The organism is Sphingomonas sp. TDK1 (assembly GCF_001650735.1).
In the GTDB taxonomy this organism is placed as follows: Bacteria; Pseudomonadota; Alphaproteobacteria; order Sphingomonadales; family Sphingomonadaceae; genus Sphingomonas.
On sequence record NZ_LXVY01000044.1, the window covers coordinates 92,282 to 104,741 of the forward strand.

Below are 12,460 nucleotides of genomic sequence, written 5' to 3' on the forward strand. Positions count from 1 at the left end.
GCTTCTTTCAGGTCAGACGGGCTGGAAGCGATACTGCGCCAGCTTGTCGAGCAGCGCGCGGTTCGTCGGCATCGCGGCGACAAGCCGGCGCTTCATCGCGGCGACGCGCTCGAACGCATCCTCCGCAGCGTCGCGTGCGGCCAGCGCGCCGGCGCGCGGCGCGGTGCGAAAGCCCATGCCGTACAGCACATATTGGTAGCTTGCTGCCGGAAACATCTCGTGTGCGCTGGCAAAGTCATGCTCGCCGGGCGGCGTGTGCCGCCACAGTTCGAGCAGATCCTGGAGCGGCTGCGGGATGGTCGCGGGATCGCGATTGTCGCGCCAGAAGGCGGTGTCCTCGCGCTGCGACAGCATATAGTGGAGCTTCAGGAACTCGATGATCCGGTCCCAGCGATAGCGGGTCATGTCGTTGAAGCGGCGCGCGACGATGTCCATCGCGCCCCGCGTCGCGGGCATGGCGCTGGCGATATAGTCGGCCGAGAGCTCGCTCAGCACCAGCGCCGAGGCCTCCAGCGGCTCTAGAAAACCCGCAGCGAGCCCGACGGCGACGACGTTGTTCTTCCAGAACGTCTCGCGATGGCCCGAGCGGATCGTGATCTCGCGCGGGGTGAGGCCGGCAAAGGCCGGTCCGACATAGGCGGCGAGCGCCTCTTCCACCCGGTCGGCGCCGGCATGCCGGCTCGAATAGACATAGCCGACCCCGCGACGGTTCTGCAGGCCGATATCCCAGATCCAGCCATGGTCCTGCGCGGTGGAAACGGTGTGCGAGACGATCGGCGCGTCCTCGCTCTCGTACGGCACCTGCACCGCCAGCGCGCGATCGATGAAGAGCACGTCGCTGCAATCGATGAACGGCACGCCCAGCGTCTGCCCGAGCAGCAGTGAGGAAAAGCCGCTGCAATCGACGAACAGATCGGCGGCGATGCCCCCGTGCCGCTGGCCGATGACGGCGGTCACATCGCCATTCTCGGCCTGCTGGACCTCGATGATGTCGTCATCGACATGGCGGACGCCCAGCTTGCCGACGCAATGCTCGCGCAGCATCTCGCCCAGCCGCACCGCGTCGAGGTGATAGGCATAGTTGGCGATGCCGCCATATTCGGGCGAGGTGATCTGCTTGGGTGCGAGATGGTGCTCGCACAGAAATTCCTGGAAGCACACCGCATCGGAAAAGGACGGGGTGCCCGCCGCGTCCGCCTGCGCATTCCAGAACGGCGCCAGGTCTATGCTGGGGAAACCTTCGGGCAGGACCAGCGGGTGATAGTAGAAATCATCCGCCGCGCCGGTGCGCCAGCCCGCGAACTTGGCGCCCTGCTTGAACGAGGCCTTGCAGGCGCGGAGGAAGTCGGTTTCGGAGATACCGATCTTGCGCAGGGTGTTGCGCATCGTCGGCCAGGTGCCCTCGCCCACGCCGATGATGCTCAACCGCACGCTCTCGACCAAAGTGACTTGCAGATCGGGACCGTGCTTTGCGGCGATCAGCGCAGCGGTAAGCCACCCGGCCGAGCCACCCCCGACGATGCAGATCGACTCAATGTGCCGACTCATCAGATCCCCGCCATCCCTCTCTATCGTATCGGTCTAGCATGATTGCGCCGCCGACAAAGGAGGCCGGGTGGGTTGTCCCGCCCGGCCCCGTCCGCTTGTTGCGCCCGATCAGAAGGTGATCCGGGCACCTAGCTTGAACCGCCGCCCGGTATCCTCGGCATTGAGGAACTGGTTGGCGTAATAGGCATATTTGAACGCGACCGACTTGGTCAGGTTGGCCCCTTCGGCAAAGACCGCCACCTGCGGGGTGATATGGTAGGTGAGGCTGGCATCGACCTGCGAATAGGCGCGCACCTGGGTCACCGCCTGCCCGGCACCGTTGAGCGGCGGCGGCGCGAGATACTGGAGGAAATGGTCGCGCCAGTTGAACGCGACGCGCGCCTCGATCCCGTGCGCGTCGTAAAACGCAACTGCGTTGGCCGAGTTGGACAGGCCCGTCAGCGCGAATTTGTTGCGCAGGTCCTGCGGATCGAGATGGCGGTTCGAGCCGACCAGTGTGCCGTTGAGCTGGAAGCCGAAGCCGGTATCGCCGAACGCGTGCTGCCAGGCCGCCTCGAGGCCCGTCACGGTTGCATCCTGCCCGTTGACCGGCGCGGTGATGGTGAACTGCGCCGGCAGGCCCGTTGCCGGATCGAGCAGTGCGCCGGAAACGCCGGCAACCGGCCCGGTGGTCTGGTTGAGCACGATGAAATTATTGACGTTCTTCAAATAGCCGCCCAGCGACACATAGCTCGACCGGCCGTAATAATATTCGAACGATACATCGAGGTTGCTCGCCTTGAACGGCTTGAGATCGGCATTGCCGCGGCTGGCGGCGAAATTGCCGGGCCGCAGCGTCACCAGCGTCGTCACCGGCGAAAGCTGTTCGAGGGTGGGTCGCGTGATTGTCTGCGAGGCGGCGAAGCGCACGGTGAACGCATTGGAGACCTGCCACTTCAGCGCGATGTTGGGCAGGATGTCGGTATAATGGGTGGTTCCGATGGTGCGCGTCGTGCCGGACGAGGTGGAGCCATACTGGGTCTGGTCGTTGGCCAGCTTGACCAGCGCGGTATAGGCGGTGGCGAGGCCGTTGACGTTGGTAGACGTGTCCTCGAACCGAACGCCAGCGACAATCGAGATCGGCCGACCGGCGATGGCGCCGTGCCATTCGGTTTCGAGATACCCGCCGATCACCCGCTCCTTGACGATCGTGTCGTTGACCAGCGGCGGGGCGAAGGTGAACCCTGGGCCCTGCTGCGCGGTGATGGCGTTGAACAGCGCGGGGCCGTCGAAGGTCTGCCACTGGGTCGGCAGGCGGTTGGCCCCGCTCACGCCCGACAGGAAGTTGCTGCCGGCATTGAAAACGCTGATCGCCACACCCGGCGGCACCGGCACGTTATAGCCACAGGTGGTACAACCGGTGCCGCCGTCATTGGAATAGAGCGACGTGTCCTTCTTATCCTCGGACCAATAGAAACCGCTGCTCGCCTTCACCAGGCCTTCGAGCCCATCGCCCTTGTAGGTGAAATCCGCGCGACCCTGCTTCACCTCGTCGCGAATGCCATAGCCGCGTAGCAGCATCACGTGCTGGCACATCGGCTGGCCGTCGCCCACGACCGTGCTGCTGCCCGGCCGGCCGGAATCGGTGACGGCGCTGCCGCAGCGATTGGTCGGGTTGGCGAAGGCCGGCAGGGTCTCGGTCTGCCACGGCAGCCGCGAGCCATCCGACTGATAGCGCGACGAACCAGTCAGATAACCGAGCAGCGCCAGATAGGCCTCCTTGCCGCCATTGGGGTCTTCCTTGGCGAGCGAATAGGTGCCGTCGAGACTGGCGGTGATGGTCGGCGAGACCTGCCACTCGACGTTGAGCCCGACGGCGCGCGTGTTGGTGCGCTTGTCGAATTTCTTGTCGTGGAAGTCGGTGGCGATTCCGGTCGCCTGGGTCAGGTCGATCGCGGTGCCGTTGGCATCGGTCTTGACGTTGGTCAGGTTGGAGGCGGTGAACCAGTGGCCGTAGGACCGCGCATCGGTGGTGTTGGTGAACTTGGTGTAGAGGCCGTCGGCAGTCACCGTCACGGCGTCGCTCGGGCGATATTGCAGCACCAGCGTGCCGCCGATCCGCTCGCGATCCTCGCGCGTGACGCGGGTGTCGAAATTCTGCGGGATGAAGATGTTGCCTTGCGGGTTGCCGGACCCGACCGCGCCCTTGCCGCCATTGACCTGCGCCGCGGGAATGGCGGGGTTGACCAGCCAGCCATCGGTCGCTGCCTGTTTGAGCCGGGTGAAGCGGTGCTGGTAGCTGCCCGAGACCAGCACGCCCAGCGTGCCGTCGGCGAAGGTGTCGGCGAACAGGAAGGAGGCGTCGGGGGCGCTCTTCTTCGCGTTCTCGTCATAATTGGCGTCGATCGTCGCGCCGAATTTCAGACCCTTGTAATCGAAGGGACGCGCGGTCTTGATGTTCACGGTCGAGCCGACGCCGCCCGATTGGTAGCGCGCGGTCGAGGATTTGTAGACCTCGACGCCCGAAACAAGTTCCGATGCCAGCGTGTCGAACGCGAACGCGCGGCCCGACGCCTGGCTGGGGTCGGTCGGCGTCGCGACCTGGCGACCGTTGACCAGCACCGTGTTGAACTCCGGCCCGAAGCCACGGACGGTGATGAAGGCGCCCTCGCCGCCCGAACGGTCGATCGACACGCCGGTGATGCGCTGGAGCGATTCGGCGAGGTTGGCATCCGGCAGCTTGCCGATGTCCTTGGTGGAGATGGCATCGACGATTCCCGACGCTTCGCGCTTGATCCCGCGCGAGGTGTCGAGGCTGGCGCGCAGGCCGGTCACGACGATTTCCGGCTCCTCCGCGCCCGCCACTTGCGGCGCAACGGCAGCGGACTGGGGGGACGCAGGCGTCGGGGACTGCGCCTGCGTCCCCCCGCCCGCCGCCGCCACGGCGAGCTTGGTGCCCGCGGCGGGCACCAGGCGGTCCGGGGTCGGCCGCGGGACCACGGCATAGGTGCGCGGGCCGGTCTGGCGTGCGATCAAGCCGGTGCCGGCGAACAGGCGGTTGAGCGCATCGCCCACGGTAAAATCACCCCGTACGCCATTGGTGCGGACGGACTGCGTCAGGCGCCGCGCCGCGATGATCTGCACATCCGCCTGATGACCGAACAGGCCAATTGCCGTCTCCGCCGGCTGCGCATCGATCGAAAATCGCTTAATTTGCGCCGCGGCGTGGGCAGCGACAGGCATTGCGACCATGCAAACGATGCTCGCGGACGCAAATAGCGCTCCACGCAAAGTGGCGTTCGCCATAAAACCCCTCCCGTTTCATTCTACATTATTTCAGGCCTTTGCAACCTGTACATGCTTAGATACCCGGGGATGGATTTTCCTTCGCGCAAATCACGCCGTATCGGAGCCTTTTATTTCATGAAAGCTCAATCAGGGGGATTAGGGCTTCGTAGCGCGCTGGATGCGGATGAAGCGAGGATCTTCCATGTTCACCACCAGATCCAACGCGCTGCGAACGGCCTCGGCGAACCCTTCAGGATCGTTGATGCGGAACAGCCCATCGAACCGCTCGCCCGCCGCATCGGGATCGGCGATGACGATCTGGCGTTCGTTATAGCGATTGAACTCATCGGCAGCGTCGGCGAGCGTGGTGCCGTCGAGGTCGATCATGCCGCTGCGCCAGGCAAGCGCACGATCGACCGATGAAGCCTTGCCAGGCTCATAATGGACGATCGCGCGGTCGTTGATGAGAGCGCATTGTCCCGCCGCGAGCCGAATGCGCTGCGCCGCATCATCGTCGGACCAGGTCTCGACCACGCCCTCGGTAACCAGAACCTCGACGCCATTGTCGCGCTTGCGCACCGAAAAGGCGGTGCCGATCGCCTTTGCCCGGATCTTTCCCGAAGCCACCACGAACGGCCGAGCGGCATCCTTGGCCACGTCGAACCAGGCTTCGCCTTGCGCAAGTTCGACCTCGCGCGCGTGTTTGGCGATGTGCACCTGTAGTTCGGTGCCCGAGTTGATCGTCATCACCGACCCGTCGACCAGCGGCACCCGGCGTATTTCGCCCACCTTCGTGACATAGGCCACGCCGCGCCCACGGAGCAGCGAAGCGCCCACGACACCCGCCACAGCGGCAGCCGCCAGGCCGCCCAGCACGCCCCGCCGCCGCCAGTTGGGTGCGCGCACATCCTGCGGCGCGTCGTCCGGGCATTCCTCCACGGGAGCGGCCTGCTCCGCCTGCACCCCCGGCATCTGCCACAAGGCCTGCGTGCGCAACAGCAGCCCGGCCCGACGCGTGTCCTGCGCCAGCCAGCGCTGCAGGTCCGCCTCATCGGCGTCGCTCCAGCCGCCGCCGTCCATGCGTGCGACCCAGAACGCCGCCGCTTCGTCGTCCGCCAGCCGCGATGGCCCGCTCACAGGATGCCGACCTTGCGACCGCCAACGGGTACAGCGATCCCGGTGGATTTCTCGGATGCGGACCAGCCCTCGCGGATCGCGCGCACGCCGACCCAGACCTGTTTTTCCACCGCCTTCTCGCTCATGCCCATGTGCGCGGCGATTTCCTTCTGGGACCAGCCCTCTATCTTGCGCAGCTCGACGATGCGGCGGCAGCGCTCCGGCAAGGCGGCGATCAGCGCCATCACCCGCTCATAGGCAAGCCGGTTCGAAACCTGCTCTTCGGGCGACGGGGTTTGGGTGTCGCGGAAGCTCTCGATCTCGCTGATCGCCTCAAAGGGCACGACCTGCTGGCGCTTGAGCTTGCGCAGCAACAGATTGCGCGCGATCGAGAAGAAATAGGCGTGCCCGCAATCGATATGATCGACCGTGTCGAGCGTCGCGATCCGGCAATAGGCTTCCTGCATCAGCTCATCCACCTCATCGGGCGCGACCCGTCTGCGCGCGAACCAAGCTCGGATACGCGGCTCGTGCGGCACGATCTCGCGCGCGACCCACAGCGCCAGGCTTTGCCGGCGCTCGAACTCGGATTTCGCCTCCCCTTTCGCCGCATCCTCCTCTTGTTTCGCCCAGATTTTCTATTTGATCTTGGAGAGACCGCGGATAGCAAAATCCTTCGCGCCGTACGGCGATTTTTCGCAGTTCGGCGAGGACATCGGTTCGCCGCCCACCATCCGGAGGCGAAGTTTTCCGCGTGTCCGCGAAGGCCTGCTTTGCCGCGCCCAAGCAAAAGCTTATTTTCCTAGTTTACGGCTGGGAATTACCAACCTCCGCGACACATAAGGAGGATTGGATGGGGCGCATGCAAGGTTGGGTGGTCGCGGGTTTGCTGGCGGGGGTGGCGCAGCCGGCGCTCGCGCAGGCACAGGACGCTGTCGCACCCACAAAGGAAGGCGCGGGCGACATCGTCGTCACCGCACGCTTCCGCAACGAGAATCTGCAGGACGTGCCGATCGCGGTCTCGGTGGTGAACGGCGATGTCGCCGCCTCGCGCAACCTCAACACGCTGCAGGACCTGTCGACCGTGATCCCGACGGTGGATTTCCGCACCGGCCAGTCGAACAAGGACCGAACCGTTTTCATCCGCGGGGTCGGCACCATCACCACGTCGCCGGGGGTGGAGAGCTCGGTTTCCACGGTGATCGACGGCGTGGTGCTGGTACGCCCCGGCCAGGCGACACTCGATCTGCTCGACCTCGACCATCTTGAAGTGCTGCGCGGGCCGCAGGGCACGCTGTTCGGCAAGAACGCCTCGGCCGGGGTAATCAACCTCGTCACCAAGGGCCCGACCAAGACGCAGACCGGGTCGCTGGAAGGCGGCTATTATGAGGGCGGCGAGGGCCGTATCAAGGGCACCGTATCGGGCCCGATCAGCAGCACGATCGGCTATACGCTGAGCGGGTTGTACGCCGCCTATCGCGGGAACGTGTACAATGTCGGCACCCGCGACTGGGTGAACGGCTATGATCGCTGGGGCGTGCGCGGCAAGATCGTCGCCAAGCCCAATGACGATGTGACGATCACCTTCGCCGGCGACTATCTCTACAATCGCGACGATACGCCGCAGGGCGTTTATGTCAGTGCCTCGCGCGTGGCCTACCCGACGGGCGCGGTGACGCCGAACCCGACCCTCGCCGGCTTGCTGACGCAAGAGGGCATCACGCCGGGCGCGAACAACACGCGCATCAACACCAATTTCGACGCCGAAGTGCGTGACCGCAACTATGGCGGCTCGATCACGCTCGATTGGAAGCTGGGCGGCGGCTATACGCTCACTTCGATCACCGCCTATCGCGAGTGGAAGAACCACCAGAAGCCCGACTGGGACGCGCGGGCCATCCTCGCCGCCGGCTTCCCGCAGGGCCGCGACGACGGCACGGTCGATTTCGACCAGTTCTCGCAGGAAATCCGTCTCGCCTCCCCGCAGGGCGGGCTGGTCGACTATGTCGTCGGCGCCTATCTGCTCTCGGCGGATACCGACGAGCGCTACCAGCGCAGCGTCACCCAGCTGATCGGCGGTGCGCCGGTGACCAACAACGGCGTCGCGAACTACGGCATCCGCGCGCAGAACCATGCGCTGTTCGGCGAGGCCAACCTCCACGCCACCGATGCGCTGACCTTCATCGCGGGCGGGCGGCTGATCCATGATTCGCTCAGCTATTTCCACCAGCGCGTCTCGGACACCGCGACCGGCGTTTCGGGCATCCGCCCCAGCTTCGCCAGCAGCGGCAAGACCGACCGGGTGGATTACAGCGCCCGCGCCGGCGTGCAGTACAAGCTGGCGCCCAACGCCAACACCTATTTCACCTTCTCGCGCGGCTATAAGGGCCCGGCCTACAACGTCTTCTTCAACATGCAGGCGTTCGACACCCAGCCGCTCGCGCCCGAGACCTCGACCAGCTACGAAGTCGGCCTCAAGGGCAGCCTGTTCGACGGGCGGGTGAGCGGCGGGATCGCGACCTATCTCACCGATTACGATGGCTTCCAGGCAAATTACACCGACACCTATCTCGGCGCGATCGTCACCCGGCTGATCAACGCGGGCAGGGTACGGACCAAGGGCGTTGAGGCCGATCTGAACGCGCGGCCGACCGACCGGCTGACGCTCAACTTCGCGGTGGCGCGCACCGATGCGCGCATCCGCCACTTCAACTGCCCGGCGGCGACCAGCTGCACCTCGATCGACGGCGGCGCCCTGCCCTTCGCTCCGGACTGGAAGCTGAGCGGCGGCGCGGCGTGGAAGCTGCCGATCACCGACGGCCTTGCCGTCGAGCTGCAGACCGACGCGAGCTACAAGAGCAAGACGCAGTACGCGATCACCCAGAACCCGGACACGATCCAGCCCGCCTATGGCATCTGGAACGCCAGTGTCGCGCTGATCGGCGGCGAGCGTTGGGAGCTGCGTGCGCTGGTGAAGAACATCCTCGACCAGCACTATTCGAACTATCTGGTCTATGGCACCACCGCGGGCGTGGTCCGTTACGTGCCGCGGGACAATGATCGCTATGTCGGCCTGAATGCGCGCATCCGCTACTGACACCACCGCCGGGGCACAGGGTCGCTGGGCGATCCTGGCCCTCGTGTTCGGCGCGGTGATGCTGAACTATGTCGACCGGCAGATCCTCGCGCTGCTCAAGCCGATGCTGCAGGGCGAATTCCACTGGTCCGACCGCGACTATGCGCACATGGCCTCGGCCTTTCAGTTCGCCGCGGCGCTGGCCTTTCTCGGCACCGGCTGGTTCCTCGACCGGGTGGGGCTGCGGCGAGGCTTCGCACTGGGCGTCGCGCTGTGGAGCCTCGCGGGCATGGCGCATGCCTTCGCTACCACCGTCGCGCAGTTCGTGACCGCGCGCGCGGTGCTGGGCGCAGCGGAGTCGATCGGCACCCCGGCAGCCGTGAAGTCCGCCGCCACCTTCTTCCCGCCGTCCGAGCGCTCCCGCGCGCTCGGCATCGGCAATACGGCGCCCAATTTCGGGGCGATCCTCACCCCCTTGCTGATCCCCGCGCTGGCCTTGTGGGTCGGCTGGAAGGGCAGCTTCCTGATCGCGGGTGGGCTGGGCCTGGTCTGGGTCGCGGTGTGGCTGCGCTATGTCCCTGCGGCCGCCAGCATCCGCGGGCCGCGGTCGGAAGTGCCGTGGCTGCACCTGCTCCGCAGTCGGCGGACGCTCGCCATCGCCGTGGCCAAAGTGCTGAGCGACCAGGTCTGGTGGTTCCTGTTGTTCTGGACCCCCGACCTGTTCCACCGCCAGTTCGGGCTGGAACAGGGCGCGCTGGGGCTGCCGGTGGCGCTGGCCTACAGCCTCGCGGCGCTGGGCGCGATCAGCGGCGGGTGGGTGCCGGGCTGGCTGCTCGCGCGCGGCTGGGCGCCGGAGAAGATGCGGCACGCGACGCTGCTCGGCTATGCGCTGCTCGTGCTGCCGATCCCGCTGGTGCTGGTGGCGAGCAATCCCTGGGTGGCCGCCCTCCTCCTCGGCCTTGCCCTGTTCGCGCACCAGGGCTTCTCGACCAACGTCTTCGGACTGGCGACCGACATCATCCCCGCCGACCGCGTCGGATCGGTGATCGGCATCGGCGCCTTCGCCGGCAACCTCGCCGGCATGGCCATTCTCGAGCTGGCCGGCTGGTCGCTCGACAATGGCCATGGCTATGCGCCGATGTTCTGGATCGCGGCCTTTTCCTATCTCGCCGGAGCGCTGCTGGTGCGCTGGATCCTTCCGCGCACCGCCTATGCGGACGCGGGCTGACCCAGCAGCTCGGCCATGTCGACCACCCGGTGTTCCCGCAGACTGATCTCCGCTGCCATGCCGATGGCGACGGCCTTCAGCCCGTCCTCGGCGGTCACCTCCACCGGCCCCTGCCCTTGCACCGCGCGGGCGAAGGCCTGATGCTGGTAGAAGGTCGAGCCATGGTGCGATCCCGCCGCCAGCGCCGCTGCATCCACCTCGATCAGCCGTTTCTCCGGCGCCTTGGGGTTGCCGAAGCCGGTGCGCGGCGAACGGGTGAGCACGCTGCCCGGGATGCTCACGTCCAGCCGGGCAACGTCGCCGGTCGCGACGATCTCCTCCTGCTCCTCCGCCCCGTCAGCGAACATGCACAGGTCGAGCAGCGCGCGGGTGCCGTCGGCGAAATCCACGGTAGTGAAGCTGTTGTCGACGATGTCCGGCACCTGCCCGTCATAGCGCTCGCCCAGATGGTTCACGTCCTGCGCGCCCGAGCAATAGACGCGCACCGGCTCGGAGCGGACGATGAAGCGCATCAGGTCGAAGAAATGGCAGCATTTCTCCACCATCGTGCCGCCGGTATTGCGCGCGAAGCGGTTCCAGTCGCCCACTTTCACCAGGAAGGGAAAGCGGTGCTCCCGCATCGCCAGCATATGCAGCCGGCCGATCTCCCCGCCATGCACGCCCGCGATCAGCGCTGCGACCGGCGGCATGTAGCGATATTCCATCGCGGTCCAGAACACGGCCGAGTGGCGCGCGGCACGCTTGGCGATCCAACGGGCGTCCTCGATCGTCGTCGCCATCGGCTTCTCGCACAGGATGTGGAGCCCGGCGTCGAACAGCGGCGCCACGGTATCGCGATGCGTGAAATTCGGGCTGGCGACGATCACCGCGTCCAGCCCGTCATGCTTCGCCAGCGCCTCGGCATCCGCATAGGCGGTCACATCCTGCGCCTTGCCGCCCAGCGCCGCGCGTGCCCAGCCGAGCGAGGTCTCGACCGGATCGGCGATCGCCACCAGTTCCGCCCCCGGCGTGATCGCGAGATTGCGGATATGCTCCACGCCCATCATCCCGCACCCGACCAGACCGTACCGAATTCGCGACGACATCATCTTCTCCAGAGGCTTTGATTCATGACCACCCTCCATCCCCAGCCCAGCGCATCCGGCAAGCAAGAACAACTTCCCCGCTGCGAAGTGAGCTGGTTTTCCGCCCTGTGCGACGATGATTACGAATTTCTCGGCCAGCCGGACCCGCGCCTGCTCTCCAGCTGGGAGCATTGCCGCGACATCGTGCTGGCTGCCGAAAGCGCCGGATTCGACAATATCCTGCTGCCCTCCGGCTATGCACTGGGGATCGACACCACCGCCTTCGCCGCAGCGATCGCAACCTTAGTCCGCCGTATCCGCTTGCTGATGGCGGTGCGCGTCGGCGAAAGCTGGCCGCCCCAGCTTGCCCGCCAGATCGCAACGATCGATCGGATCCTGGGCGGACGCCTCGCGGTCAACATCATCTCCTCGGACCTGCCGGGCGAGACGCTCGCCTCCGCACCCCGCTATCGCCGCACGATCGAGGCGATGCACATCCTGAAGACGCTGCTGAACGGGGAAGCGCTCGATCACCAGGGCGAGTTCTGGCAGCTGAAGGTCGAGCCGCCACGCGTCACCACCGTCTCGGGCCGCGCGCCGCAGCTCTATTTCGGCGGACTATCGGAGGACGCGCGCGAGGCCGCAGCCGAGGGCGCCGACGTCTACCTCATGTGGCCGGACCGGATGGACGCCGTCGCCGCCACGCTCGACGACCTGCGCGCCCGCGCTGCCAGGCGCGGCCGTACCCTGCGCTTCGGCTACCGCGTCCATGTCGTGGTGCGCGAGACGGAAGCAGAGGCGCGTACCGCCGCTGACCGGCTGCTCTCGCATCTCGACGCCGCGCAGGGCGAAGCGATCCGCGCCCGGTCGCTCGATGCCCGGTCGGCCGGCGTCCGCCGCCAGGCCGAGCTTCGTGAGGCCTCCGCCGGCGACGGCTATGTCGAGGACCATCTCTGGACCGGCATCGGCCGCGCCCGCTCGGGCTGCGGCGCGGCGATCGTCGGCGACCCGGACCAGGTCCTCGCCAAGCTGAACGCCTATCGCGCGCTGGGGATCGAGGCGTTCATCCTCTCCGGCTACCCGCACGCGGCCGAAGCCGACCTGTTCGCCCGCCATGTGCTGCCGAAGCTGGAGCATGGGTCGCTTACAGATTAAAGGGGG

The 12,460-nt window shown here is 66.3% G+C and carries 8 protein-coding genes; 3 read left to right on the forward strand and 5 right to left on the reverse strand.

All coding sequences use genetic code 11. The features are described 5' to 3' along the window. Window positions 1–12 precede the first annotated feature (12 nt). The 4 genes from A7X12_RS20450 to A7X12_RS20465 form a co-directional block, all read right to left on the reverse strand. Complete coding sequence (locus A7X12_RS20450) at window positions 13–1,548, reverse strand: tryptophan halogenase family protein (protein ID WP_064313308.1); 1,536 nt, start codon at window positions 1,546–1,548, stop codon at window positions 13–15. A 108-nt stretch (window positions 1,549–1,656) separates the two neighbouring features. Continuing rightward, complete coding sequence (locus A7X12_RS20455) at window positions 1,657–4,779, reverse strand: TonB-dependent receptor (protein ID WP_232318623.1); 3,123 nt, start codon at window positions 4,777–4,779, stop codon at window positions 1,657–1,659. 192 nt (window positions 4,780–4,971) lie between these two features. Then, window positions 4,972–5,952, reverse strand: coding sequence for a FecR family protein (locus A7X12_RS20460; protein ID WP_232318624.1), 981 nt, complete (start codon window positions 5,950–5,952; stop codon window positions 4,972–4,974). Beyond that, window positions 5,949–6,470 carry an RNA polymerase sigma factor gene (locus tag A7X12_RS20465; protein ID WP_084445829.1) on the reverse strand — a complete coding sequence of 174 codons (522 nt, stop codon included), beginning with the start codon at window positions 6,468–6,470 and terminating at the stop codon, window positions 5,949–5,951. The genes A7X12_RS20460 and A7X12_RS20465 overlap by 4 nt, the downstream gene beginning before the upstream one ends. A 314-nt stretch (window positions 6,471–6,784) precedes the next feature. Between A7X12_RS20465 and A7X12_RS20470 the strand changes: the two genes are divergently transcribed. Continuing rightward, window positions 6,785–9,028, forward strand: a complete 2,244-nt coding sequence (locus A7X12_RS20470; RefSeq protein ID WP_064313310.1) for a TonB-dependent receptor — start codon at window positions 6,785–6,787, stop codon at window positions 9,026–9,028. Further along, entirely contained in the window at window positions 9,009–10,235 is a 1,227-nt protein-coding gene (locus tag A7X12_RS20475; RefSeq protein WP_064313311.1) for an MFS transporter, read from the forward strand. Before A7X12_RS20470 ends, A7X12_RS20475 begins: the two co-directional genes overlap by 20 nt. Here A7X12_RS20475 and A7X12_RS20480 read toward each other — a convergent pair. Further along, window positions 10,217–11,320, reverse strand: a complete 1,104-nt coding sequence (locus tag A7X12_RS20480; RefSeq protein WP_198162132.1) for a Gfo/Idh/MocA family protein — start codon at window positions 11,318–11,320, stop codon at window positions 10,217–10,219. The genes A7X12_RS20475 and A7X12_RS20480 overlap by 19 nt on opposite strands. 24 nt (window positions 11,321–11,344) lie before the next feature. Between A7X12_RS20480 and A7X12_RS20485 the strand changes: the two genes are divergently transcribed. Then, window positions 11,345–12,454 (forward strand): LLM class flavin-dependent oxidoreductase, encoded by a 1,110-nt coding sequence (locus A7X12_RS20485; RefSeq protein ID WP_064313312.1) that lies wholly within the window; start codon window positions 11,345–11,347, stop codon window positions 12,452–12,454. Window positions 12,455–12,460: the final 6 nt, after the last annotated feature.

What these genes read in the sequence shown, in the direction of transcription:
- A7X12_RS20450 (WP_064313308.1), bottom strand. Translation starts at nt 1,548, where the DNA reads ATGAGTCGGCACATTGAGTCGATCTGCATCGTCGGGGGTGGCTCGGCC.
- A7X12_RS20455 (WP_232318623.1), bottom strand. Translation starts at nt 4,779, where the DNA reads ATGGTCGCAATGCCTGTCGCTGCCCACGCCGCGGCGCAAATTAAGCGA.
- A7X12_RS20470 (WP_064313310.1), top strand. Translation starts at nt 6,785, where the DNA reads ATGGGGCGCATGCAAGGTTGGGTGGTCGCGGGTTTGCTGGCGGGGGTG.
- A7X12_RS20475 (WP_064313311.1), top strand. Translation starts at nt 9,009, where the DNA reads ATGCGCGCATCCGCTACTGACACCACCGCCGGGGCACAGGGTCGCTGG.
- A7X12_RS20480 (WP_198162132.1), bottom strand. Translation starts at nt 11,320, where the DNA reads ATGTCGTCGCGAATTCGGTACGGTCTGGTCGGGTGCGGGATGATGGGC.
- A7X12_RS20485 (WP_064313312.1), top strand. Translation starts at nt 11,345, where the DNA reads ATGACCACCCTCCATCCCCAGCCCAGCGCATCCGGCAAGCAAGAACAA.